General features: G+C 69.7%; 22 protein-coding genes and 1 tRNA gene. 14 read left to right on the forward strand and 9 right to left on the reverse strand.

What is annotated here, in order from left to right:
• Positions 1 to 44 precede the first annotated feature (44 nt).
• The 5 genes from gltB to JX005_RS08660 all read left to right on the forward strand — a co-directional run bounded on the left by gltB (position 45) and on the right by JX005_RS08660 (position 9555).
• Positions 45 to 4649, forward strand: coding sequence for a glutamate synthase large subunit (gene gltB / locus JX005_RS08640; RefSeq protein ID WP_214467076.1), 4605 nt, complete (start codon positions 45 to 47; stop codon positions 4647 to 4649).
• Entirely contained in the window at positions 4642 to 6108 is a 1467-nt protein-coding gene (locus JX005_RS08645) for a glutamate synthase subunit beta (protein ID WP_214467077.1), read from the forward strand. Before gltB ends, JX005_RS08645 begins: the two co-directional genes overlap by 8 nt.
• A 48-nt stretch (positions 6109 to 6156) precedes the next feature.
• Positions 6157 to 7608, forward strand: coding sequence for a pyruvate kinase (pyk, locus tag JX005_RS08650; RefSeq protein ID WP_214467078.1), 1452 nt, complete (start codon positions 6157 to 6159; stop codon positions 7606 to 7608).
• 79 nt (positions 7609 to 7687) lie between these two features.
• Positions 7688 to 8065 (forward strand): SHOCT domain-containing protein, encoded by a 378-nt coding sequence (locus JX005_RS08655; RefSeq protein WP_214467079.1) that lies wholly within the window; start codon positions 7688 to 7690, stop codon positions 8063 to 8065.
• A gap of 194 nt (positions 8066 to 8259) precedes the next feature.
• Positions 8260 to 9555 carry a MinD/ParA family ATP-binding protein gene (locus JX005_RS08660; RefSeq protein WP_214467080.1) on the forward strand — a complete coding sequence of 432 codons (1296 nt, stop codon included), beginning with the start codon at positions 8260 to 8262 and terminating at the stop codon, positions 9553 to 9555.
• Between the two features lie 28 nt (positions 9556 to 9583).
• Here JX005_RS08660 and JX005_RS08665 read toward each other — a convergent pair.
• Positions 9584 to 9666: transfer RNA gene (locus JX005_RS08665), tRNA-Leu, on the reverse strand.
• Positions 9667 to 9716: 50 nt separating this feature from the next.
• Here JX005_RS08665 and JX005_RS08670 point away from each other — a divergent pair.
• The gene (locus tag JX005_RS08670) at positions 9717 to 10337 is read left to right on the forward strand and encodes an ANTAR domain-containing response regulator (RefSeq protein WP_214467081.1); all 621 of its coding nucleotides are present in this window, start codon (positions 9717 to 9719) and stop codon (positions 10335 to 10337) included.
• Positions 10338 to 10384: 47 nt separating this feature from the next.
• On the opposite strand, the gene JX005_RS08675 is transcribed toward JX005_RS08670, so the two are convergent.
• Positions 10385 to 10759 (reverse strand): hotdog fold thioesterase, encoded by a 375-nt coding sequence (locus tag JX005_RS08675; RefSeq protein ID WP_214467167.1) that lies wholly within the window; start codon positions 10757 to 10759, stop codon positions 10385 to 10387.
• A gap of 116 nt (positions 10760 to 10875) precedes the next feature.
• Between JX005_RS08675 and polA the strand changes: the two genes are divergently transcribed.
• Both polA and JX005_RS08685 read left to right on the forward strand, forming a co-directional pair.
• Positions 10876 to 13515: a DNA polymerase I gene (gene polA / locus JX005_RS08680; protein WP_214467082.1), complete on the forward strand. Its 2640-nt coding sequence runs from the start codon at positions 10876 to 10878 to the stop codon at positions 13513 to 13515.
• 46 nt (positions 13516 to 13561) lie between these two features.
• Positions 13562 to 15235 (forward strand): DUF885 domain-containing protein, encoded by a 1674-nt coding sequence (locus tag JX005_RS08685; RefSeq protein ID WP_214467083.1) that lies wholly within the window; start codon positions 13562 to 13564, stop codon positions 15233 to 15235.
• 13 nt (positions 15236 to 15248) lie between these two features.
• Here the strand turns inward: JX005_RS08685 and JX005_RS08690 are convergent, their stop codons facing one another.
• Positions 15249 to 15875, reverse strand: coding sequence for a phosphoribosyltransferase (locus JX005_RS08690; protein ID WP_214467084.1), 627 nt, complete (start codon positions 15873 to 15875; stop codon positions 15249 to 15251).
• A 107-nt stretch (positions 15876 to 15982) separates the two neighbouring features.
• Between JX005_RS08690 and JX005_RS08695 the strand changes: the two genes are divergently transcribed.
• The 3 genes from JX005_RS08695 to JX005_RS08705 are packed head-to-tail and all read left to right on the forward strand — an operon-like array spanning position 15983 to position 19208.
• Positions 15983 to 17020 carry an LLM class flavin-dependent oxidoreductase gene (locus tag JX005_RS08695; protein ID WP_214467085.1) on the forward strand — a complete coding sequence of 346 codons (1038 nt, stop codon included), beginning with the start codon at positions 15983 to 15985 and terminating at the stop codon, positions 17018 to 17020.
• A 36-nt stretch (positions 17021 to 17056) separates the two neighbouring features.
• Positions 17057 to 18415, forward strand: a complete 1359-nt coding sequence (locus JX005_RS08700; RefSeq protein ID WP_214467086.1) for an MFS transporter — start codon at positions 17057 to 17059, stop codon at positions 18413 to 18415.
• Between the two features lie 31 nt (positions 18416 to 18446).
• A complete protein-coding gene (locus tag JX005_RS08705; protein ID WP_214467087.1) occupies positions 18447 to 19208 on the forward strand; it encodes an SGNH/GDSL hydrolase family protein in 762 nt (253 codons plus the stop codon).
• Here JX005_RS08705 and JX005_RS08710 read toward each other — a convergent pair.
• Positions 19197 to 19679: a DUF2087 domain-containing protein gene (locus JX005_RS08710; RefSeq protein ID WP_246533700.1), complete on the reverse strand. Its 483-nt coding sequence runs from the start codon at positions 19677 to 19679 to the stop codon at positions 19197 to 19199. The two genes, JX005_RS08705 and JX005_RS08710, sit on opposite strands and share 12 nt — an antisense overlap.
• Complete coding sequence (locus JX005_RS08715; RefSeq protein ID WP_214467088.1) at positions 19676 to 20245, reverse strand: dihydrofolate reductase family protein; 570 nt, start codon at positions 20243 to 20245, stop codon at positions 19676 to 19678. Before JX005_RS08715 ends, JX005_RS08710 begins: the two co-directional genes overlap by 4 nt.
• Positions 20246 to 20332: 87 nt before the next feature.
• Here JX005_RS08715 and JX005_RS08720 point away from each other — a divergent pair, with 87 nt between their 5' ends.
• Together JX005_RS08720 and JX005_RS08725 are read left to right on the forward strand one after the other, a co-directional pair.
• Positions 20333 to 20698: an ArsR/SmtB family transcription factor gene (locus tag JX005_RS08720; RefSeq protein WP_214467169.1), complete on the forward strand. Its 366-nt coding sequence runs from the start codon at positions 20333 to 20335 to the stop codon at positions 20696 to 20698.
• Complete coding sequence (locus JX005_RS08725) at positions 20691 to 21137, forward strand: SRPBCC family protein (RefSeq protein WP_214467089.1); 447 nt, start codon at positions 20691 to 20693, stop codon at positions 21135 to 21137. The genes JX005_RS08720 and JX005_RS08725 overlap by 8 nt, the downstream gene beginning before the upstream one ends.
• A 6-nt stretch (positions 21138 to 21143) precedes the next feature.
• Here JX005_RS08725 and JX005_RS08730 read toward each other — a convergent pair whose 3' ends face one another.
• A complete protein-coding gene (locus tag JX005_RS08730; RefSeq protein WP_214467090.1) occupies positions 21144 to 21983 on the reverse strand; it encodes a carbohydrate kinase family protein in 840 nt (279 codons plus the stop codon).
• Entirely contained in the window at positions 21983 to 22897 is a 915-nt protein-coding gene (locus tag JX005_RS08735) for a pseudouridine-5'-phosphate glycosidase (RefSeq protein ID WP_307858536.1), read from the reverse strand. Before JX005_RS08735 ends, JX005_RS08730 begins: the two co-directional genes overlap by 1 nt.
• A gap of 202 nt (positions 22898 to 23099) precedes the next feature.
• Between JX005_RS08735 and JX005_RS08740 the strand changes: the two genes are divergently transcribed.
• A complete protein-coding gene (locus tag JX005_RS08740; protein WP_214467091.1) occupies positions 23100 to 23363 on the forward strand; it encodes a DUF6458 family protein in 264 nt (87 codons plus the stop codon).
• An 85-nt stretch (positions 23364 to 23448) separates the two neighbouring features.
• Here JX005_RS08740 and JX005_RS08745 read toward each other — a convergent pair whose 3' ends face one another.
• Together JX005_RS08745 and JX005_RS08750 are read right to left on the reverse strand one after the other, a co-directional pair.
• A complete protein-coding gene (locus JX005_RS08745) occupies positions 23449 to 24129 on the reverse strand; it encodes a GNAT family N-acetyltransferase (RefSeq protein WP_214467092.1) in 681 nt (226 codons plus the stop codon).
• Positions 24130 to 24157: 28 nt separating this feature from the next.
• Positions 24158 to 25024: an AraC family transcriptional regulator gene (locus tag JX005_RS08750; RefSeq protein ID WP_214467093.1), complete on the reverse strand. Its 867-nt coding sequence runs from the start codon at positions 25022 to 25024 to the stop codon at positions 24158 to 24160.
• Positions 25025 to 25183 lie beyond the last annotated feature (159 nt).

The following is a 25183-nucleotide window of genomic DNA, read 5'->3' on the forward strand; positions in this document are numbered from 1 at the left end:
GCCGACGTCGTCCCATCTTGAGCATCAATGTGAGGACGGTTGGTATGGCTTCGAGCCCCCGTCGCGTCGTCTCTTCGGAGGCGAGCACCCGGAACAGCGGGATGTCCGGCTTCCCTGCGAAGCAGGGCATGTACAACCCCGCCTTCGAGAAGGACGCCTGCGGTCTGGCGATGGTTGCCACGCTCCGCGGCGAGGCAGGTCACGACATCATCGACCTGGCGCTGACCGCGCTGCGCAACCTCGAGCACCGAGGGGCGATCGGGTCGGACGCCGGCACGGGCGACGGCGCGGGCATCCTCACGCAGATGCCCGACGCCTTCCTGCGGGCGGTCGTCGGCTTCGACCTGCCCCCGGTGGGGGAATACGCGGCGGGGATGGTGTTCCTGCCCCGCGACGATGAGGCGCGCGCGGCGCAGAAGGCCGGCATCGAGCGGATCGCGGCATCCGAGAACCTCACCGTGCTCGGCTGGCGCGAGGTGCCCACGGTTGACGAGAACCTCGGCAAGCTCGCCTTCGCGGCGCGCCCCGTCTTCGAGCAGCTCTTCGTATCGCGCCCGGCGGTCGGCGATGCGCCCGCGCTCTCGGGCATCGCGCTGGACCGCCGCACGTTCCGGCTGCGCAAGCGCGCCCGCACCGAGCTCGACGCCTACTTCGTGTCGCTCTCCGCGCGCACCCTCGGCTACAAGGGCATGGTCACCACCCTGCAGCTCGAGCCGTTCTACCCCGACCTGCAGGACGAGCGCTTCGCCTCCGAGCTGGCCGTCGTGCACTCGAGGTACTCGACCAACACCTTCCCGTCGTGGCCGCTCGCGCAGCCGCTGCGCATGCTCGCCCACAACGGCGAGATCAACACCGTGAACGGCAATCGCAACTGGATGCGCGCCCGCCAGTCGCAGCTCGAGTCCGAGCTCCTCGGCGACATCAGCCCGCTGCTGCCGATCTGCACCGACGGCGCCAGCGACTCGGCCTCGTTCGACGAGGTGCTCGAGCTCCTGACGCTCACCGGCCGCAGTCTGCCGCACGCGATCATGATGATGGTGCCGGAGGCCTATGAGAAGCAGGCCGACATCGACCCGAAGCTGCGCTCGTTCTACGAGTTCCACTCGATGCAGATGGAGCCCTGGGACGGCCCGGCGGCGCTGATCTTCACCGACGGCACGCTGGTCGGGGCCACCCTCGACCGCAACGGACTCCGCCCCGGCCGCTGGACCGAGACCACCGACGGACTCGTCGTGATCGGCAGCGAGACCGGCGTGCTCGACTTCGCTCCCGAGCGCATCAAGCGCCGCGGGCGCCTGCGCCCGGGCCGGATGTTCCTGGTCGACACCGCGCAGGGGCGGATCATCGAGGATGACGAGATCAAGCGTCAGCTCGCCGAGCTCGAGCCGTGGCAGGAGTGGCTCGACTCCGGTCGCGTCCGCCTCGCCGAACTTCCCGAGCGCGAGCACATCGTGCATCCGATCGCGTCGATCACGCGGCGTCAGCGCACCTTCGGCTACACCGAGGAGGAGGTGCGCATCCTCCTGACCCCGATGGGGCAGGCCGGAGCCGAGCCGCTCGGCGCGATGGGCAGCGACACCCCAGTCGCCGTGCTCAGCGAGCGACCCCGCCTGCTGTTCGACTACTTCACCCAGCAGTTCGCGCAGGTGACCAACCCGCCGCTCGACTCGATCCGCGAAGAGGTCGTCACGTCGCTCTCGCTGGGTCTCGGCCCCGAGCGGAACCTGCTGGAGTGGGGTCCCGACCACACCCGTGTGGTCACCCTGGACTTCCCGGTGATCGACAACGACGAGCTCGCGAAGATCCAGCACATCGATACCGCCCTGCCGGGCCGCACCTCGGTCACGATCCGCGGCCTCTACCGCGTCGAGGCGGGGCACAAGGGCATGGAGAAGCGTCTCGCGCAGATGTGCGAAGAGGTCGACCAGGCGATCGAGGACGGCGCCGAGTTCATCGTGCTCTCAGACCGCGACTCGAACAAGGACCTCGCCCCGATCCCGTCGCTGCTGATGCTCGCCGCTGTGCACCACCACCTGATCCGCAACCAGACGCGCATGAAGTGCGGTCTTGTCGTCGAGGCGGGCGACGTGCGCGAGGTGCACCACGTCGCGACGCTGATCGGGTACGGGGCATCCGCCGTCAATCCGTACCTCGCCATGGAGACGGTCGAGTACCTCGTGCGAGCCGGGTACATCACGGGACTGACCCCCGAGAAGGCCGTGCGCAACCTGATCTACGCGCTCGGCAAGGGCGTTCTCAAGATCATGTCGAAGATGGGCATCTCCACCGTCTCGTCGTACGCGGGCGCCCAGGTGTTCGAAGCGGTCGGGCTGTCGGGGGGGTTCGTCGCGAAGTACTTCACGGGCACGGAGTCGAAGCTCGGCGGCGTCGGGCTCGACGTGATCGCCGCCGAGAACTCGGCGCGCCACGCGTACGCCTACCCGGAGGATGCCGCGGTGCGCGCGCACGAGCGGCTGTGGACCGGCGGCGAGTACCAGTGGCGCCGGGACGGCTCTCCGCACCTGTTCAACCCCGACACCGTCTTCCGGCTGCAGCACGCGACGCGGTCGCGTCGCTACGACATCTTCCGCGAGTACACGAAGCTCGTGGACGACCAGGCGAACGAGCTCAAGACCCTCCGCGGACTGTTCAAGCTCAAGACCGCCGGCCGCGCTCCGGTTCCGATCGACGAGGTCGAGCCGGTCTCGTCGATCGTCAAGCGCTTCTCCACGGGTGCGATGAGCTACGGCTCGATCTCGAAGGAAGCGCACGAGACGCTCGCCATCGCGATGAACCGCCTCGGCGCGAAGTCCAACACCGGCGAGGGCGGCGAGGATGTCGACCGCCTGCTCGACCCTGAGCGCCGCAGTGCGATCAAGCAGGTCGCCTCGGGCCGGTTCGGCGTCACGAGCCTCTACCTCACGAAGGCCGACGACATCCAGATCAAGCTCGCCCAGGGCGCGAAGCCCGGCGAGGGCGGACAGCTGCCGCCGACCAAGGTCTACCCGTGGGTGGCGCGCACCCGTCACGCCACAGCCGGCGTGGGGCTGATCTCGCCGCCGCCGCACCACGACATCTACTCGATCGAAGACCTCAAGCAGCTGATCTTCGACCTGAAGCGCGCAAACCCCGGCGCACGCGTCCACGTGAAGCTCGTGAGCCAGTCCGGGATCGGGGCCGTCGCCGCGGGCACGGCCAAGGCCCTGGCCGACGTCATCCTCGTCTCGGGTCATGACGGCGGCACGGGCGCCAGCCCGCTGAACTCGCTCAAGCACGCGGGCACGCCGTGGGAGCTGGGTCTCGCCGAGACGCAGCAGACGCTCATGCTCAACGGGATGCGCGACCGCGTCGTCGTTCAGGTCGACGGCCAGCTCAAGACCGGCCGCGACGTCATCATCGGCGCGCTGCTCGGTGCCGAGGAGTTCGGGTTCGCCACGGCGCCGCTCGTCGTGTCGGGCTGCATCATGATGCGCGTGTGCCATCTCGACACGTGCCCCGTCGGCGTCGCCACCCAGAACCCCGTGCTGCGCGAGCGCTTCACCGGCAAGCCGGAGTTCGTCGTGAACTTCATGGAGTTCATCGCCGAGGAGGTCCGCGAGTACCTCGCCGAGCTGGGCTTCCGCTCACTCGACGAGGCCATCGGCCACAGTGAGCTGCTCGACATCAACGGAGCCGTCGAGCACTGGAAGGCGAGCGGCCTCGACCTCTCGCCCGTGCTGGAGGGCCCTGCGTTCGCCGACGACGAGCCCCGGCGCAACACCACCGCCCAGCTGCACGAGATCGAGGACCACTTCGACGTGCCGCTGATCGAGCTCGCCCAGGACGTCATCGCGAACGGCGGCGAGCTGACGGTCGACCTCCCCATCCGCAACACCGAGCGCGCCGTCGGCACGCTGCTGGGCCACTACGTCACGCGTGAACGCGGCGAGAACGGGCTGCCGTCGGGCAGCATCGTGGTGAACCTCACCGGCTCGGCCGGGCAGTCCTTCGGCGCCTTCATGCCCGCGGGCATCACGCTGCGCCTCGAGGGCGACTCGAACGACTACGTCGGCAAGGGACTCTCAGGCGGTCAGATCGTCGTGCGCCCGCCGCGCGGCGCGACCTTCGACGCATCCCAGAACGTGATCGCCGGCAACGTGATCGGCTACGGCGCGACCCAGGGCACGCTGTTCCTGCGCGGCGTCGTGGGGGAGCGGTTCTTCGTCCGCAACTCGGGTGCGACTGCCGTGGTCGAGGGCGTGGGCGACCACGCGCTCGAGTACATGACCGGCGGCCTGGCCGTCATCCTCGGCGCGACGGGCCGCAACCTCGGCGCCGGCATGTCCGGCGGAACCGCGTACGTGTACAGGCTCGACCGCAAGCTCGTGAACCGCGAGGCACTCGCGACCGGCGAGCTCGTGCTGGGCGAGCTCGGCTCCGGTGACGCCGAGATCCTGCGCGACCTGCTGGAGCAGCACGTCGCCGAGACCGAGTCGACGCTCGCCGCGGCACTCCTGGCCGACTTCGACAACGAGCTCGACAACTTCATCCGCGTCCTGCCGCGCGATTACGCCGCGGTGCTCGAGACGCGTCAGAACGCCGTCGCCGAGGGGCTGGACCCCGACGGCGATGTCGTCTGGAACCGCATCCTGGAGGTGACGGGTGGCTGACCCGAAAGGCTTTCTGAAGGTCACCGAGCGCGAGCTGCCGCCGCGGCGGCCCGTGCCGGTGCGCATCATGGACTGGAAAGAGGTCTACGAGCCGGGCGACTCCGCCGTCCTGCGTCGTCAGGCCGGCCGCTGCATGGACTGCGGCGTGCCGTTCTGCCACAAGGGCTGCCCGCTGGGAAACCTCATCCCGGAGTGGAACGACCTCACGTGGCGCGGTGAGGGCCGCTCTGCGATCGAGCGCCTGCACGCGACCAACAACTTCCCGGAGTTCACGGGCCGGCTGTGCCCGGCTCCGTGCGAGAGCTCCTGCGTGCTGGGCATCAACCAGCCCGCCGTCACGATCAAGCAGATCGAGGTCTCGATCATCGACGAGGCGTTCGCTCACGGCTGGGTCGAGGCCGAGCCACCCGGGCGCCTCACCGGCAAGACGGTCGCGGTCGTCGGCTCCGGCCCTGCGGGTCTCGCCGCCGCTCAGCAGCTGACGCGCGCGGGCCACACCGTCGCCGTGTTCGAGCGCGACGACCGCATCGGGGGACTGCTGCGCTACGGCATCCCGGACTTCAAGATGGAGAAGAAGCACCTCGAGTCGCGACTCCGCCAGATGCGGGACGAGGGCACGCGCTTCCGCGCCGGTGTCGAGATCGGCAAGGACATCTCCTGGAGCGACCTGCGCGCGCGGTACGACGCCGTCGTCATCGCGACCGGTGCCACGATCCCGCGCGAGCTCGCGATCCCCGGTCGCGACCTCGCCGGGGTGCACTTCGCCATGGAGTACCTCGTCGAGTCGAACAAGGCGATCGCGGGCGATGCGGTCGCGCACCAGATCTCCGCCGAAGGCAAGCACGTCGTCGTGATCGGCGGCGGCGACACCGGTGCCGACTGCGTCGGGACGGCGCACCGTCAGGGTGCGCTGAGCGTCACGAATCTCGCGATCGGGCGCCGCCCTCCCGGCGAGCGTCCCGAGAACCAGCCGTGGCCGATGGCGCCGACCCTGTTCGAGGTGTCGTCGGCGCACGAGGAGGGCGGCGAGCGGTCCTACCTCGCCTCCACCGTCGAGTTCCTGGGCAACGGCGCCGGCGAGGTACGCGCGCTGCGCGTCGCCGAGACCGAGTTCGTCGACGGCCGCCGGGTCCCCAAGAGCGGGACCGAGCGAGAGATCCCCGCGGATCTGGTGCTCATCGCCATGGGCTTCACCGGTCCGGAGCGCACCCTGCTCGAGGAGCAGCTCGGCGCGCAGTTCACCGGACGCGGCAACGTCCACCGCGAGAACGACTACCAGACGACCGCCCCCGGGGTGTTCGTGGCCGGCGACGCCGGTCGCGGGCAGTCCCTGATCGTGTGGGCGATCGCGGAGGGCCGCGCGGCCGCCGCGGGCGTCGACGCCTTCCTGATGGGCCAAACCCACCTGCCCGCCCCTGTCCGCCCCCACGATGTCGCTATCGGCCTGCAGCCCGCGTAGGCTGGCCACGGCACTCGCCCTCGAAAACCACCCGGAGAATACACACGGATGAGACGCGCCAAAATCGTCGCAACCCTCGGCCCCGCCACGTCGACCTATGAGAGCGTTCGCGCGATCATCGACGCCGGCGTGGATGTCGCCCGCTTCAATCTGAGCCACGGCGACTACTCGGTCCACGACAACAACTTCGCCAACGTGCGCAAGGCCGCCGACGACGCAGGTCGCGCCGTCGCCATCCTGGTCGACCTCCAGGGTCCGAAGATCCGCCTGGGCAAGTTCGAGAACGGACCCCACGACCTCGCCGCCGGCGACATCTTCAAGATCACGGTCGACGACATCCTCGGCACCAAGGAGATCGTCTCGACGACCTTCAAGGGCCTCCCGAACGATGTCAAGGCCGGCGACTTCCTCCTCATCGACGACGGCAAGGTCCGCGTGCAGGTCGTCGAGACCGACGGCACCGTCGTCACGACGAAGGTCATCGTGGGCGGCCCGGTCTCGAACAACAAGGGCATCAACCTGCCCGGCGTCGCCGTGAACGTGCCCGCACTGTCCGACAAGGATGAAGCCGACCTCCGCTGGGGCCTGCGTGCCGGAGCCGACGTCATCGCGCTCTCGTTCGTCCGCGACGCGAAGGACGTCCAGCGCGTCCACGTGATCATGGCCGAAGAGGGCCGCCGCATCCCGGTCATCGCCAAGATCGAGAAGCCGCAGGCCGTCGACAACCTCGAGGAGATCATCGACGCCTTCGACGGCATCATGGTCGCCCGCGGCGATCTCGGCGTCGAACTGCCGCTCGAGGCCGTGCCGATCGTGCAGAAGCGCGCCGTCGAGCTCTGCCGCCGCATGGCCAAGCCGGTCATCGTCGCGACCCAGATGCTCGAGTCGATGATCGAGAACCCCGTGCCGACCCGTGCCGAGACGAGTGACGTCGCCAACGCCGTGCTCGACGGCGCCGACGCGGTCATGCTCTCGGGCGAGACCAGCGTGGGCAAGTACCCGGTCGTGGTCGTCGAGACGATGGCCCGCATCGTCGAATCGACCGAGGAGCACGGACTCGAGCGCATCCAGCCGCTCATGACCAAGCCGCGCACGCAGGGCGGCGCGATCACCCTCGCCGCGCTCGAGGTCGCCGAGTTCGTCGAGGCGAAGTACCTCTGCATCTTCACCGAGTCGGGTGACACGGCCCGCCGCATGTCGCGGCTGCGCCCCCGCATCCCGATGATCGGGTTCACGCCCGAGCCGGCGATCCGCCGCCGCATGGCGCTCACCTGGGGCGTGCAGTCGGCCCTCGTCGAGCACGTCGCGCACACCGACCGCATGTTCATCCAGGTCGACGACTACTTCCTGTCGAACGATCTCGCGAAGGTCGGCGACCGCGTGGTCGTGATCTCGGGATCCCCTCCCGGAATCATCGGCTCCACCAACGACATCCGCATCCACAAGATCGGCGATGCGGTCCACGGCAAGGCTCCGATCTACCAGTCCGACGAACTGTAGGTCGGAAAAGCCCGCACGGACCGGTCGCGCTCACTATGCTGAGCGCGACCGCTCCGTTTCTCGGGCAGGAGGCCCTCGCATGGATTTCTTCTGGTGGCTGCTGTGGATCTTCTGGTTCGTCGCGTACATCTACGTGGTGATCGTCGTCATCACCGATCTCTTCCGCGATGAGAAGCTGAACGGCTGGCTCAAGGCGCTGTGGATCATCGCCCTGGTGTTCGTGCCCTTCCTGACGGCGCTGGTCTACGTGATCTCGCGCGGGTCGGGCATGGCGGAGCGCGCCCGCGCGCAGTACGTGAGCGCGCCCGAGTACGACGACTACAAGCCCTCGGCTTCGGCGAGCCCTGCCGAGGACATCGCGAAGGCCAAGGCCCTCCTCGACGCCGGCACCATCACGCAGGGCGAGTTCGACGCCCTCAAGAGCAAGGCGCTCGGCAATCAATACTTCGGCGCGTAGCCGCCGAACATGAGCGGATGCCTCGGGCCGAGGCATCCGCTCGTTCGCACGTGACGCGGGCCCGGCGCACCGTGGCCGGCCCGGAGACTCCCAGGAGCCGTCGGTTACCGTAGTAGAGGCGTTCGAGCGGAGCGCCCTGCCGCGCGCGCGAGCGCCGGCACCTGCACCTGCACCTCTCTCCTGGAGGAGAACCGATGACCGCACGCATGCCCGAAGCCACGGTGCACATTCTGTCGAGCACCGTCGCGGAGGTCCATGTCGGCACCGACGTCGAGGAGCTCGTCGCCCCCGACAGCCGCGCACTGCGCGACCGGGTGGTCGAGGAGATCCGGCTGCTGGCGGCTTCCGCAGGCGAGCCGGCGCGCGCGACCCTCGTCGAGGGGGCGTCCCGCTGGCCGCTGATCGTGAACCCCGACGGCAGCTACGCGGAGTCGCTGGAGCCGGCGGCGCCGACTGCTGGGGCTGAGCCGGTTGCCGCTGCGCCCGTCGCCGCCACGCCGGCGGCCACCCTGCCTTCCGCGCCGACGCGCAGCGCTGCCGCCTCGCGCGGCGCAGGCAAGCCGACGGTGCAGGACCTGCTCGACTCGCGCAACGACGGCGATCGCCCTCGCGCGATGTCGGGCTGGCAGAGCGCGGTGCGCCGCGCGACCGGCGGTGCCATCTCGCCCGCTCCGGGCCGGGCCGAGCGGTCTCGCCTGGACCGCGAGAAGAGGGTTCAGCGCAGGCTCGATGCGCCGCGCACGATCGTCGTGCTGAACCCGAAGGGCGGCGCGCACAAGACGACGAGCACCCTCCTGCTCGCGGCGACGTTCGGAACGCTGCGCGGCGGCGCCACTCTGGCGTGGGACAACAACGAGACCCGCGGGACGCTCGGCTGGCGTGCGCAGAACGCTCCGCATCACCACACGGCGGTGGACCTGCTCGAGGACCTCGACCGGTTCTCGAGCATCGACGGCTCCGGGCTCGCCGCGCTCGACACCTACGTGCGCACGCAGGTCGACGCGCGGTTCGACGTGCTCGCGTCGGACGAGGACGCCGCCGCGTCCTCGACGATCGATGCCACGGCGTTCGACCGCCTCCACGCGCTGCTCCGCCGGTACTACCGGCTCATGATCGTCGACACCGGCAACAACATGCGCGCCTCCAACTGGGTCGCGTCCGTCGCCGCCGCCGACCAGCTCGTCATCGTCTCCACGGTGCGCGAGGACACCGCCGCCAGCGCCGCGTGGCTGCTCGACGGCCTGCGCGAGAAGGGCTTCGGCGACAAGGTGGACACCGCGGTGACCGTCCTGACCGCACCGTCCTCGCGTCCCGACCGGCGTCTCGAGGCGCGGCTGTCGCGCCACTTCCAGCAGGTCACCTCGGGCGTCGTCATCGCCCCGTTCGACCCGTCACTGGTCGACGGCGGACCGATCGACTTCGACGCGCTGTCGGCGGAGACGCGCGATGCGTGGCTGACGGTCGCCGCGACGGTCGCCGACCGGCTCTGACGACGAAGCCCCATCCGGGGCGGGGGAGTGCCGGTGGTGGGAGTCGAACCCACACGCCCTTGCGGGCAACCGAGTTTGAGTCGGTCGCGTCTGCCATTCCGCCACACCGGCTCGCGCGGCGTCCCGCGCGTCCGCGATTGACCATACCGTAGGATTCAAAGGTGACTGAGCAGGAGCTGACCCCCGGAGCGCAGACCTCCACCCCCCGTCGAGTCGTCGTGGCGGAGGATGAGTCGCTGATCCGACTCGACATCGTCGAGATCCTCCGAGACAACGGCTTCGACGTCGTCGGCGAGGCGGGTGACGGCGAGACCGCCGTGCAGCTCGCGACCGACCTGCGGCCCGATCTCGTGATCATGGACGTCAAGATGCCCCAGCTCGACGGTATCTCCGCGGCCGAGAAGCTCAGCAAGAACCACATCGCCCCCGTGGTGCTCCTGACGGCCTTCAGCCAGAAGGAGCTCGTCGAGCGCGCCAGCGAGGCAGGTGCCCTGGCCTACGTCGTCAAGCCGTTCACTCCGAACGACCTGCTGCCCGCGATCGAGATCGCCCTCGCCCGCTACGAGCAGATCATCACGCTCGAGGCCGAGGTCGCCGACATGGTCGAGCGCTTCGAGACCCGCAAGCTGGTCGACCGCGCCAAGGGCCTCCTCAACGAGAAGATGGGCCTCTCCGAGCCCGAGGCGTTCCGCTGGATCCAGAAGGCGTCCATGGACCGCCGCCTCACCATGCAGGACGTCGCCAAGGCGATCATCGAGCAGCTCGCGCCCAAGAAGGGCTGACCCGAGTTCGAATGAAGCGGATGCCTCGGCCGAGGCATCCGCTTTCTTCATTCCTTCGGTCGGGCCATCACGTGGTTGGTGATGCGGACCGTCGAGCAGCGGCGCCCCTGATCGTCGGACACGACGATCTCGTGCACCGTGATGGTGCGGCCGAGGTGCACCGGCGTGCAGACGGCCGTCACGATCCCGGAGGTCGCCGAGCGCGTGTGCGTGGCGTTGATGTCGACTCCGACGGCGAGCCGGCCGGGGCCGGCGTGGAGGTTCGCGGCCATCGATCCGAGCGACTCGCCGAGCACGACGTAGGCGCCGCCGTGGAGGAGGCCGACGGGCTGGGTATTGCCCTCGACCGGCATCGTCGCCACGCAGCGCTCGACCGAGAACTCGGTGAACTCGATGCCCATCTTCTCGGCGAGAGCCCCCATGCCGCGGCCTGCCGCCCACTCGAGGCCGTCGATGTTCACGGGGGAGTTCTCGGGCACGCTGCACCTTCCGACGATGGGGGAGAGGGGGTGTCGCCGCCCGCGTCTAGGCTTGCAGGGTGACGGACTCCGCAAAGCCTACCCTTCTCGTCGTGGACGGCCATTCGCTGGCATATCGGGCGTTCTACGCCCTTCCGGTCGAGAACTTCTCGACGAAGGACGGCCAGCACACGAACGGGATCTACGGGTTCCTGGCGATGCTCATCAACCTCATCAAGGCCGAGAAGCCGACACACCTGGCTGTCGCCTTCGACACCTCGCGCCAGTCGTTCCGCACCCGCGAGTACGCCGAGTACAAGGCGAACCGCTCCGAGACGCCCTCCGAATTCAAGGGGCAGATCCCGATCCTGCAGGACTGCCTCTCGGCGATGAGCATCACGGTCCTCCAGAAGGAGGACATCGAGGCCGACGACATCCTCGCGACCCTCGCGACGCAGGCCGCCGCCGAGCACTACGACGTGCTGGTGTGCTCGGGCGACCGCGACACGATCCAGCTCGTGAACGAAGACATCACGCTGCTCTACCCGAACGTGCAGGGCGTCTCGCAGCTGAAGCGCTACGACCGCCAGGCGGTGATCGACCGGTACGGCGTTCCGCCCGAGCAGTACCCCGATATCGCGGCGCTCGTGGGCGAGACGAGCGACAACCTTCCGGGCGTGCCGAAGGTCGGCGAGAAGACGGCCGTCAAGTGGCTGAACCAGTTCGGGTCGCTCGACGAACTGCTCGAGAACGCCGACAAGGTCACCGGCGTCGTCGGCGGCAACCTGCGCGAGCACCTCGACGACGTGCGCCGGAACCGCACGCTCAACCGCCTGCTCACCGACGTCGAGCTGCCCGTGACGGTGGACGACCTCGAGGTGAAGCCGATGGACGCCCAGGCGGTGCGCGACATCTTCGCCCGCCTCGAGTTCAAGACGCTCATTCCGCGCGTGGCCGAGCTCGCCGGCATCGAGCAGCAGATGGCCGCTGTGGCCTCGGCAGCCGCCGTGCCGATGCCCGACGCCGCCGAGCTGGGCGCCGCCGAACTGCGGGCCTGGCTCGAGGCCGCCGACGGCGAGGTGGGCGTCACTGTGATCAGCGAGGGCGGCACGCCGGTGCGCATCGGGGTCGCGACGGCCGACGACGCGGCCGAGGCGACGTGGACACCGGAGCTCGCCGAGGCGCTGAGCGACTGGCTCGCGTCCGACGCGCCGAAGATCTTCAGCGACGCCAAGGCGCAGGTCAAATCGCTGCGCCGCGTCGGACGCCGCGTGGGCGGGCTCGCCTTCGACACGATCGTGGCGGGCTGGCTGCTGCGCCCGAGCTTCCCCGACAAGAACCTGGCCGATCTCGTCGACCGCTACCTCGACGAGAAGCTCCCCGAGGCCGACCCGACGCAGCTGGTGCCCGAGACCGAGGGCGCGACGCCCGGGCAGCTGTCGTGGTTCACGATGCGCGTCACGGCGGCACTGCGCGCCGAGCTGCCCGAGAGCGTCGCGCGGGTGCTCGCCGACATCGAGCTGCCCACCCTGCTCACGCTGGCCGACATGGAGCTGGCGGGCGTCGCGGTCTCCCACGACACGCTGTCGGGCTTCTCGGCCGAGCTGGGCGAGCGCGCCGACGCCATCGCGCAGCAGGCGTTCCTGGCGATCGGCCGCGAGGTCAACCTCGGCTCGCCCAAGCAGCTGCAGGAGGTGCTGTTCGACGAGCTGCAGCTTCCCAAGACCCGCAAGACGAAGACCGGCTACTCGACGGATGCCGCGGTCCTCGCCGATCTGCAGGAGTCCAACCCGCACCCGTTCCTCGACCTGCTGCTGCAGCACCGTGAGGCCACGAAGCTGCGTCAGATCATCGAGTCGCTCGACACCGCGATCGCCGCCGACGGCCGTATCCGCACCACGTACGTGCAGACCGGAAGCCAGACCGGCCGGCTGTCGAGCACCGACCCCAACCTGCAGAACATCCCGGTCCGCACCGAGGAGAGCCGGCGCATCCGCTCGGCCTTCGAAGTGGGCGAAGGCTACGAGACGCTGCTCACGGCGGACTATTCGCAGATCGAGATGCGCATCATGGCGCATCTCTCGGAGGATCCCGGGCTGATCGAGGCCTTCAACTCCGGCGAAGATCTGCACCGGTTCGTCGGCGCGCGCGTCTTCGCCGTCGACCCCGCCGATGTGACGCCGGCGATGCGCACCAAGGTCAAGGCGATGTCGTACGGCCTCGTGTACGGCTTGTCGGCGTTCGGCCTCTCCAAGCAGCTGCGCATCGAGCAGACCGAGGCGAAGCAGCTCATGATGGAGTACTTCGCCCGTTTCGGTGCGGTGCGCGACTACCTGCGGTCATCGGTCGAGCAGGCCCGCATCGACGGGTACACCGAGACGATCTTCGGCCGGAGGCGTCCGTTCCCCGATCTCGCGAGCCCCAACCGCGTGCTGCGCGAGAACGCCGAGCGGGCTGCGCTGAACGCGCCGATCCAGGGCAGTGCGGCCGACATCATGAAGATCGCCCTGTTCCACATCCACGATGACTTCGCATCGAGCGATCTCCGCTCGCGGGTGCTCATGCAGATCCACGACGAGCTCGTCGTCGAGGTCGCCCCGGGGGAGTGGGATGCCGCCGAGCGCATCGTCCGCGACCGGATGGGCGACGCCGCCGACCTCTCCGTGCCGCTCGACGTGCAGATCGGACGCGGTCCGAACTGGAACGAAGCGGGCCACTGATCCATTCGTTTGGCGCGTCGGGCTGCGGCTCCCTAGGCTCGAATCCATGACTGACGAAACACGCACGCCCACGCAGATCGACACGATCGCTGACGCCTGGGTCGACACGCTCGCCGAGCTCGAGCCGACTCTGGCGACCTACATCGGCCGCTCCGAGTACAACGACCGGTTCGGGGACTACAGCCCCGCCGGCCAGGAGCGACTCGTCGAAGAAGGACGCAAGACGCTCGCGGCTCTCGCGAACGCGACGCCGGTCGACGACATCGACGTCGTCACGCAGGAGGACCTCGCCCGCGAGATCCAGGTGGGCATCGAGCTCAACGAAGCGCACTGGCACCTGCGCGACATCAACGTCATCGCGTCGCCGGCGCAGGACATCCGCTCGGCATTCGACCTCATGCCGACCGCGACCCCCGACGACTGGAGCGTCATCGCCACACGCCTCAAGGCCGTGCCCGGCGCGCTCGACGGCTACATCGAGACGCTCCGGGAGGGCATCTCGCGCGGCGTCGTGCCGGCTCGCCGCCAGGTGACCGAGGTCGTGACGCAGATCGCCCGCTATACGGAAGACGAGGGCTTCTTCGCCGCCTTCGCCGCGGAGGCCGCCCCGGCCGAGGGCCAGCTGCCCGCCTCGCTCGCCCGCGAGCTGTCCGACAGTGCGAACGCCGCTCGCGTGGCGTACGACGAGCTCGCGGCCTTCCTCGGCGGCGAGCTGAGCGCAGCCGCGTCCGACGAGGACGCCGTCGGACGCGAGCTCTACGCCATCCACTCGCGCCGGTTCCTGGGTGCGACGGTCGACCTCGACGAGACCTACGAGTGGGGCGTCGAGGAGCTCGCGCGCATGGTGGCCGAGCAGGAGTCGATCGCCAACGAGATCAAGCCCGGCGCGTCCGTCGAGGAGGCCGTGGCGTTCCTCGAGCAGGATTCCGCCCGCAAGCTCTACGGCACCGACGCACTGCAGAAGTGGATGCAGGAGACCAGCGACCGCGCCGTCGCCGAGCTCGGCAAGACCCACTTCGACATCGCCGAGCCCATCCGCAAGCTCGAATGCATGATCGCGCCGACGAAGGAGGGCGGAATCTACTACACGGGCCCGACCGACGACTTCTCGCGCCCGGGGCGCATGTGGTGGTCCGTTCCCGAGGGCGTCGAGGACTTCGACACGTGGCGCGAACTCACCACGGTGTACCACGAGGGCGTCCCCGGACACCACCTGCAGATCGCGCAGGCCGTGTACAACCGTGCGCAGCTCAACTCGTACCGCCGTCTGCTCGGCGGCACGTCGGGCCACGCCGAGGGCTGGGCGCTCTACGCGGAGCGCCTCATGGAGCAGCTGGGGTACCTCGACGATCCCGCCGACCGACTCGGGATGCTCGACGGCCAGCGCATGCGCGCCGCGCGCGTCGTGCTCGACATCGGCGTGCACCTCGGCAAGGCGCGCCCCGACGGCGAGGGCACGTGGGACGCCGACTTCGCACTCGACTTCATGCGTCACAACGTGAACATGTCCGACGAGTTCGTGAAGTTCGAGGTCAACCGCTATCTCGGCTGGCCGGGACAGGCGCCCTCGTACAAGGTCGGGCAGCGCATCTGGGAGCAGCTGCGTGACGATGTGGCGGAGCGCGAGGGCGAGGACTTCTCGATCAAGCGCTTCCACAAGCGCGCGCTCGACATCGGCGGCGTCGGCCTCGACACCCTGCGCTCGGCTCTCTCGCGCTGAGCCACCCGACGTGTCAGTCGCGGAGGTCGTGGGACAGCAGTTCCACGACCTCCGCGTCGCTCGTCTGGGTGAAGTCGTCGAAGAACTCGCCGACCGCCCAGAAGTCGCGCATCCTGTGCAGGCAGACGTACTCGTCCACGGCATCCGCGTCGGGCGTCCAGTCGGCCGGTGCGACGGGCACCGCGAGAACGATCGACTTCGCACCGCGCGAGCGCAGCGAGAGGCACGCGGCGGTCGCCGTCGCCCCCGTGGCGATTCCGTCATCGACGACGATCGCGGTGCGTCCCTCGATGTCGGCCTCACCGCGGAAGAGCGCCCCGCGCCGCTGAAGCTCCGCGCGCTCCCTGTCTTCGACCGACGCGAGCTGCTCGGGCGTGACACGCCCCGCCTCGAGTGCGGCGGCGTTCACCACGCGCACATCGCCGGCGATCGCCCCCACCGCGAACTCCTCATGGGAGGGGGCGCCGAGCTTGCGCACGACCGCCGCGGCGAGGGGCAGGCCGAGCGGCCGGGCCACGGCCGCGGCGACGACGATGCCGCCGCGGGGGATCCCGAAGACCACGACGTCCTCCCCGCTCCACGCCTGGAGTGCTCCCGCGAGCTCCGTGCCCGCAGCGGTGCGGTCGGCGAAGAGTGCCATACCGCCACGGTACGCGCGCCGTGTCCGCTTGTCTCGGGGAATGCCCGACCCCGTGTCGCGGTTCCTCCTGCCAGAAGTCTTATGCAAGCGAATGGAAAGGACACGCGATGAGCGACCTCGCCTCCGTCGAACTGGGTCTGGACACCTTCGGCGACATCACCCGCGATGACACGGGCGCGCTGCGCAGCGCGGCCCAGACCATCCGCGACGTCGTCGACGAGGCGGTGCTCGCCGACCAGGTCGGCCTTGCATTCTTCGGCGTGGGGGAGCACCATCGCCGCGAATTCGCGATCTCGAGCCCCGAGATCGTGCTGGCGGCCGCGGCGGCGCGCACCGAGCGCATCCACCTGGGCACTGCCGTCACCGTCCTCTCCAGCGACGACCCCGTGCGCGTGTACGAGCGCTTCGCGACGCTGGATGCGGTGTCCAGCGGGCGCGCAGAGGTGATCCTGGGCCGCGGCTCGTTCATCGAGTCGTTCCCGCTGTTCGGCTACGACCTGCGCGACTACGAGACGCTCTTCGACGAGAAGCTCGACCTGTTCTCGCAGCTGATCGAGGAGAAGCCGGTCACGTGGCAGGGCACGCTGCGCGCCCCGCTCGCCGACGCCGACGTGTTCCCCAAGACCGAGAACGGATTGCGCGCGTGGGTCGGCGTCGGAGGCACGCCCGAATCGGTCGTGCGGGCAGCGCGCTACGGATACGGGCTGATGCTGGCGATCATCGGAGGTCCTGCCGACCGCTTCCGTCCGTTCGCCGACCTCTACCGGCGATCGCTCACGACGTTCGAGCGCGCGCCGCTGCCGATCGGCGTGCATTCTCCGGGTCACGTCGCCGACACCGACCAGCAGGCGTGGGACGAGGCGTACGAGGGCTTCGAGGCGATGAACAACACGATCGGGCGCGAGCGTGGATGGCCGCCCTATAGCCGCATGCGCTTCCAGCGCGACGTGGGGCCAGAGGGCGCACTGTACGTCGGCTCGCCCGAGACGGTGGCACGGAAGATCGCCGACACCGTCCGGACCCTCGGGGTCCAGCGCTTCGACATGAAGTTCTCGACGGGCACGCTCTCGCACGCCCGGATGATGCGCTCGATCGAGCTCTACGGCACGAAGGTGGCGCCGCTGGTCCGCGACCTGCTGTCGTGAGTGACGCACAGGCCCCGGCATCCGTAGCATGACGCTATGACGGATGCCGACACCCTCGCTGCTGCGACACTCTCGGAGCGCCTCGACCGGCTGCCGTTCACGCGCCGGCACCTGCGCGTCCTGACGGGGTCGGGCCTCGGGTGGGCGCTCGACGCGATGGACGTCGGGCTGATCTCGTTCGTGATCGCGGCGCTGGCGGCCCAGTGGAGCCTGCAGCCGTACGAGACGGCGTGGATCGCCTCGGTCGGCTTCATCGGCATGGCGGTCGGGGCCAGCGTCGGCGGCCTGCTCGCCGACCGGTTCGGACGACGATCGATCTTCGCGGTGACGCTGGTCGTCTACGGACTCGCGACGGGGGCGAGCGCGCTCGTGGGAGGGCTCGTCGCGCTCCTCGTGCTCCGGTTCTTCGTCGGGCTGGGCCTCGGCGCCGAGCTTCCCGTCGCATCGACGTACGTGAGCGAGTTCGCGCCCGTGCGCATTCGCGGCCGCCTCATCGTGATCCTCGAGGCGTTCTGGGCGGTCGGATGGACAGCGGCCGCCCTCATCGGCTACTTCGTCATCCCCGCCTCGGAGGCGGGATGGCGGTGGGCGTTCGCGCTAGGAGCGATTCCGGCCGCGTACGCGCTGTTCGTGCGCTGGGGGCTGCCCGAATCGGCCCGGTGGCTCGAGCGCCGCGGCAGGGCTGCGGAGGCGCGCTCGGTCGTGGAGTCCTTCGAGGAGGCGGCCGGTGCGACGACCGTTCTCGAGCCGGCCGGAGCCCTCGCCCCGCCCCAGCCCCCGCTGGCGGCCTCGTTCCGCTCACGGCTGGCGTCGCTGTGGTCGGGCGAGTTCCGGATGCGCACCGCCTGCCTCTGGGTGGTGTGGTTCTGCGTCAACTTCTCGTACTACGGCGCGTTCATCTGGATCCCCTCCATCCTCGTCGCGCAGGGGTACGACCTCGTCCGCTCCTTCGGCTTCACGCTGATCATCACGCTCGCCCAGCTTCCGGGCTACGTCACGGCCGCATGGCTGATCGAGGTGTGGGGCCGCCGCGCGACCCTGTCCGTCTTCCTGATCGGCTCCGCAGCCTCCGCAGTGGTCTTCGGCACCGTGGGCAGCGAAGCCGGTGTGATCGCCGCGGGCATGGCGCTGTCGTTCTTCAATCTCGGAGCGTGGGGGGCGCTCTACGCGGTCACTCCCGAGATGTACCCCACGTCGCTGCGGGCGACCGGCTCCGGCTCGGCGGCAGGGGTCGGCCGCATCGCGTCGATCATCGCACCGCTCACCGTTCCCGCTCTGCTCGCCGTCGGAGGAGCTCCCACACTGTTCGTCGTGTTCGCCGCCTTCTTCGTCGTGGCCGCGGCGGCGGCATGGGGCCTCATCGACAAGCGCGGGCTCGCCCTCGACGACCGCTGAGGCAATCGACGGGCGCGCATAGGCTGGGACGATGGCATCCGTGCGGTACGTCGCGATCGGCGACTCGTTCACTGAAGGTGTGGGCGACGAACTGCCCGACGGTCGCGTGCGCGGCTGGGCCGATCTGGTCGCCCAGGGCTGGGCGGATGCCTCGGCTCAGCCGATCGAGTACGCCAACTTCGCCATCCGTGGCAGGCTCGTGTGGCCGATCGTGGAGCAGCAGCTGGAGCCGGCGCTCGCCCTGCGGCCGACGCACCTGTCGTTCAACGGCGGGGGCAATGACATGCTGCGACCGCGCACGAGCGTGTCGCGTGTCGTCGACGCGTTCCTCCATGTGCTTCGCCGCTGTGACGAGGAGGGCGTGACGCTCATCGTGCTCTCGGGCGCCAACCCCTCCGCGCAGCTGCCGCTGAGCCGCGTGATCCAGCGACGCGGTGACCTGCTGTCCGCCGCTGTCTCGGCGCGCCTGGCCGATCGCCCCGACATCGTCCGGGCTTTCAACTGGCCGGACCGCGAGCTCTCGAGCCCGCCGTACTGGTCGGACGATCGCCTGCACATGAACTCCCGCGGCCATCATCGCGTCGCCGCGCGGGTTCTCACGGCGCTCGGTCAGGAGCCTCCGGCCGACTGGTGGTCGCTCCCGCCCTTGCCGCCGGCAGCAGCCCGCGGCGCGGCCTACTACCGCGACCACGTCGGTCCGTGGGTTCGGCGGCGCCTGACCGGCACGTCGTCGGGCGACGGCCGTGAGCCGAAGCACGGCGAGTGGTTCGAGGTGCACCCGTCAGGACACTGACGTCACCAGGGCGTACTCCGAGCCGGAGCGGGTGCGCTCGAGCAGTTCCGCATCGACCAGGAATCGCCGCAGCGCCGCGACGTCGTCGGTGAATTGCGAGAGTCGCTCGTTGGTGTCCTTCTCGCTCAGGACCTCGCCCGGCGCGAACGCGCGCGAGGCGACCCATCGCAGCAGTTCGAGGCGGTCGGCGAGCTGGACGGGGTAGCGATCGATGCGGCCCTCGCCGTCGAGGAACCGCGCTGGTCCGATCGCCCGCGCGGGCGCACCCTCTGCCAGGATGTCGCGCAGCAGGGTGTCGTCGAAGACGAGTCCGCCGGCGGTCTCGCGAAGGAGGCCCAGCTCGGACAGCCGCTCCTGTGCACGCCGTCGCCGCGCGTCGGTCAGCGGCGTGTCGGACATCGCCTCGGCGAGCACTGCGCGGAGCTCCGGATTGAGGAGCGCGGCGATCACGCCGCGCCATCGGTCGCTCATCGGGCAGGGCCGCTGACGGCGTAGGTCAGCTCCGCGAACGCGCCGGCCTGCCGGACGGCGGTGAGCGTCAGACGGTCAGCGCCGAGCGCCCGGGGGAGCAGTGGCTTTCCGGACGGCAGTGTCGCCGGTGCCACCGACACGGCGACCTGGTCGAGCAGCCCCGCGTCGGCGAACTGCCCGGCGAGGTCGCCGCCCCCGACGATCCAGACGTCGCGATCGCCCGCGGCCTCACGGATGGCGGGCCAGGCATCACCGACGTCGCCGCGGACGAACCGGATGTCGGCACCGGCCACACCGGGCAGCGTTCGACGGGTGAACACGAACGTCGGACGAGCGCCGTAGTAGGCGGGCCACTTGTCGGGGTGCTCGATGAGCTGCTCGTGCCGAAGCACCCACTCGTACGTCGAGGACCCCTGGACGAGCACGCCGATGCCCTCGAGGAACTGCTCGAAGCTGCTGTCGCCACCCTCGCCGCCGGGTGCGGCGAAGAGCCAGTCGAGGGAGTCGTCGTCGTCGGCCAGGAAGCCGTTCAGAGTCGTGGCGGTGTAGAAGATCACACGAGGCATATCGTCACGGTAGCGCGATCGGCCGACATCGTTGACACGTATTCAACCGTTCGGTACTATACCGAACAGTTGAATGCGGAGGTGACCATGACGGACCAGCTCAGCCGGACGTTCTCGGCCCTGGCAGATCCGACGCGCCGCGCGATCCTGGAACGGCTCAGCGGGGGAGAGGCGACGGTCGGCGAACTCGCGGCACCGTTCGACATGACGTTCGCCGCGGTTTCCAAGCACCTGCGGGTTCTCGAGGGAGCAGGCCTGGTCACGCGCGGGAAGGACGCGCAGTACCGGCCGGCACGGCTCGACGCTCGACCGCTGGCTGCGGCATGCCACTGGATCGGCGACTACGCACGCTTCTGGGAAGACAGCGTCGACGCCCTCGACCACTACCTCAACGCCCTCCAGCAGCTCTCACCCACGACCGACCAGCCCGACGAGGAGAACAGTCATGACTGAGTACTTCACCATCACCCGCACGCTGCGGGCACCGCGCGAACTCGTGTTCGACGCCATCACCAAGTCCGAGCACTTCGCGGTCTGGTTCGGCACCGCGGCGGTGTCGGTGCCGCAGGATTCGCTCACGATGGACGTGCGTCCCGGCGGTGCGTTCCGCGCGGTGATGATGCTTCCCGAGGGCAACCGCATCGACTGGGCGGGGGAGTACCAGGTGGTCGAGCCACCCTCCCACCTGGCGATGACGCTGACCGATCAACCGGACGACGACGCGGGCCTCCCCGTGCTGTTCGATCTCGAAGAGGTCGATGGCGGCACGAAGCTCACGATCCGTCAGGACCGCTCCGACTTCACCGACGACCAGGTGGCGGCGACGATCGCCGGCTACAACGCGTTCGTCGACGACATCGAGCACGTGCTCGAGACGATGCAGCGCTCCTGACCGGGATCACAGGGCGCCCGCGCGGCGCAGTGCGCTCATCGCGAGCTCGCTGCCGGCGCGGGCGCTCTCGCGTGCACCGGCGCCACCGAGCGCGGCGGTGAGGTACCCCGCCGCGAATGCGTCGCCGGCACCAGTCGAATCGACTACGGCGTCGACCCGGTCGACCGCCACCTCGGCGCGCTCTCCGCCTTCGAACACGAGTACGGAATCGCCGCCGCGCTTCACGACGAACACGGCGCTTCCGGTGTCGAGGTCGACGTCGGACGCCGCCTGCGCCTCATCGGCATTGGCGAAGACGACCGCCGGTGCGAGATCGTCGATGATGCCCTGAAGCGCTCCGGCGCCGAGATCGCGCATCGAGGCGACGCTCGAGAGGTCGAGGCTGATCCGCGCATCCGCACGAGCGGCGGCGGCCGCGGCATCCGTCACCGCTCTTCTGGACGCGGGAGCGGCGAAGCCGTACAGGGGAAGGTGCAGCCAGCGCGCACCCTCGAGCCACTCGGCGTCGATTGCGGCGAGGTCGGCGGCGGCACCCCGGTCGGTGATCATCGTGCGCTCTCCGACGGCGTCGACCAGGACGACGATGGCGCCGGTGCGTCCCCCGCGCTGGACGCGCACGTCGACTCCCGCGGCGGCGAGTTCGGAGACCAGCGCCCTGCCGATCGTGTCGTCGCCGACACGGCCGATGAAACGCACCGGATGCCGCGGCGCGGCCGCGACCGCCACGTTCGCGGCGCTCCCACCCCGCGTGATCCGCACCTCGGCAGGGTTGTCGGTGCCGCGCTCCAACGAAGAGCCGCCGAGCACGATCAGGTCGGCGACGAGATCGCCGATCACCACCAGCATCAGGCGTGATCCGCGAGCTCGCGGGCGATGAGCGCACCCAGCTCCACATTGCCGCGATAGACCTCGACATTGACGTCGAGGCTGCGGCCTCCGGTCTCGCGCTGGAGGTAGTCGAGCAGGAACGGGGTGGTGTCGTGTCCGGTGACGCCCTCGCTGCGCGCGGCGGCGAGAGCGCGTGCGAGCACCTCGTCGTGGAGGACGGGGTCGAGCTGCCGATCGGCGGCGACAGGATTCGCGACCAGCAGGGTGGAGCGGATGCCGAGCCCGTCGCGTGCGCGAGCGATGTCGGCGATCTCGCCCGGGGTGTGGGCGGCGTGCTCGATGTTCTGCCCGGAGTCGGCGACGTAGAAGCCGGGGTAGTCGGTCGTGCGGTAGCCGACCACGGCCAGATTCAGCGTCTCGAGTCGCTCGAGCGTGAGGGGGATGTCGAGGATCGACTTCACGCCGGCGCTCACGACGACGAGCGGGAGGGTGGCGAGCGTGCCGAGGTCGGCGCTCTCGTCGAACGTCTGCTGAGCGTCGCGGTGCACGCCGCCGAGACCGCCGGTCGAGAAGACGCGCACACCCGCGCGGTCGGCGAGGTACGCGGTGGCGGCGACGGTCGTGCCGGCGCTGCGGCCCAGTGAGGTGAGGACGGGCACGTCCCGGAGGCTCGCCTTCACGACGTCGTCGGCTGTGGAGAGCCGTTCGATCTCGGCGACGGAGAGTCCGACGGTCGGCCGGCCGTCGATCACCCCGATCGTCGCGGGCGTCACTCCGAGAGATCGCACGCGCTCCTCCGCCTCCAGGGCGACCTCGAGATTGCGGGGCCGCGGCAGCCCGTGGGTGAAGATCGTCGATTCGAGGGCGAGCACGGGCGCGCCTGCGGCGATCGCGTCGCGGACCTCGGGCGCGATGACGAGGGGAGAGGGCACGAGCATCCTTCCGACGGCGGGTACCGCCACCCTAGAACCCGCAAGCCCCCGTGGACGGGCATTTACGGCCCGATGCCCGTGAATCGCGAGGTTGTCAACCCCCTGCACGCGCCGACGGCGATCCGGAAGCGTAGGCGTCGGGACGATCGCGTCCCGCTGAAAGGGGAGGGCCGATCGCCGTGCCCCGGAAAGGAAACCTCGCATGAGCATCGGAGCAGGAATCGCACTGTTCGCCATCGGCGCCATCCTCGCCTTCGCGGTGAACGTGGAAGTCGAATGGGTGAACCTCGACATGATCGGCTACATCCTGATGGGCGCCGGGCTGGTCATCTTCCTCGTGGGGATCGTCTTGATGGCACGCCGCCGCCGCTCGGAGTCGGTGACGCACACCGCCGTGGACCCGACGGCCAACGAGCGCGTGACCCGTCGATCCACCAGCACGCCTGACGACACGGTCGGTCTCTGACGCGTCGCATCACGGTCCGAACGGGGACGGAGCCGGAAGGCTCCGCCCCCGTTCGCTGTTCGGGCAGGAGGGGCGTGGCCGCCGCTCACGCCAGGTCGAGCAGGGAGCGCAACGGGCCGACGCCCTCGAGCTCGACCGATGCCCCGAGGACCCTCGCGTGCTCGGGGCGCAGCGACTCCCAGCGCTCGCGCGTCATGAGGTAGTTGTGGTGAAGCGCGGCGACGCCTTCGCGCGCTACCTGCACCGACCCGTTCGGCTCGTAGCCGAGCCGCCGGGACACCGCGTTGGACGAGGGGTTGTCCGCGAAGGCGCCGGACGTCGCCTCGACGGCGCCCAGTCCGGTGAAGGCCAGTTCGAGCGCGAGCAGGCGCATGCGGCGGCCGATGCCCTTCCCCTGATGCTCAAGTCCGAGCCACGAACCGGTCTGCACCCGCCGGAGCACGCGCCATTCATCGCCGACCAGGCCCTGGACCCCGACGGGCACGCCGCCGACGACGACGCCGAGCTCGAGCACGAGCTTGCTGGGCGAGACCTGGGGTCTCACGCCCCACTGGTAGGCCAGCACGCTGCGCGCGACCTCGTCGGGTGCCCCTCTGGTCCAGGGCTGCTGGAACGGCATCGCCTCCGGATCATGGACGCCGTGCGCGGCCACGTCGGCCAGCGCGAGAAGCAGCGCGTCGTCGATCCAGCGCAGCTCGAGGTCGCCGGCGCGCACGCGCACACCGGCGGCCGGCCAGAGCCGAACGAGGTCGGAGGGTGGAGTCACCCACGCAGTCTGCCAGGTGCATCGCCGCCTACGCGCGCTCCACGGGCAGCCACAGCTCGCACGTCGCGGTGAGGAAGTCGGGGGAGCGGTCCAGCACCGCGACGATCGAGGGGCCGGGGCGCAGCCGCCACGGGTTCGAGGGGAACCATTCGGTGGCCGTCGCCGCCCACGTCGACTGCAGGGCCGCCGGATACTCGCCGGCGACGCGGAAGACGGCCCACGTGCCGGCGGGGATCTCGATCGCATCGAGATCGTCGGGCACCGTCGTGTCGGCGCGAACGGCTACCCCGTGGAGGTAGGTCAGTTCGCTCCCCTCGGTGTAGTCCGGCTCCACGTCATCGCTCACCTGGAGGATGCCCTCCGGCTGGGTGTCGTTCAGGGACTTGAGACGGACATGCGCCTCGGGCGGGAGAGCGGCGATGTGCGCCTGGATGTGCGGATTGGCGCCCTCGTGGATGAGCGGCACGCGGGTGGCGTGGCCGACGAGTCGGAACGCGGGGCGGTCTGTGATGCGGGTGTCCATGGGGTTGCTCCCATCTACGGTCAGGCGGAACCTGAGCTGCGGTTGTGTGCGAAGGGGACCGCCGTCTCGCCGTACGTCGCCCGGACCGGCGCCGTGCACCGCACGGAACGCCCGGCCGAACGCCTCGGCCGAGCCGTAGCCGTAGCGCACCGCGATGGCGAGCAGATCGTCGCCCGAGAGCACGTCAGCAGCGGAGGCCGTCATGCGACGTCGCCGAACGTACTCGGAAAGCGGCATCCCGGCTAACGACGAGAACATTCGCCGCAGGTGGTACTCGGTCGTGCCCGCGGTGCGGGCGAGCGTGCCGATGTCGAGGTCGTCGGTGAGATGAGCCTCGACGTACTCGGCGACGCCGTTGAGCGATGCGATCACGGTTCCTCCTTCACGCACCATCCTGCGCGGGGAAGCGGGGGCCGCGCCCGATGATCGCGGACCGGTTCGATCAGCGACCTCGCGCAAGTTGACATAATGTGCATTATCAGCGATTGAATCGCCCGAGTCGCATTAGATGCAACCACTGAGTATCTAAGA

Origin of the sequence: Microbacterium flavescens (genome assembly GCF_018588945.1) — a bacterium.
Classification (GTDB): domain Bacteria; phylum Actinomycetota; class Actinomycetes; order Actinomycetales; family Microbacteriaceae; genus Microbacterium; species Microbacterium flavescens.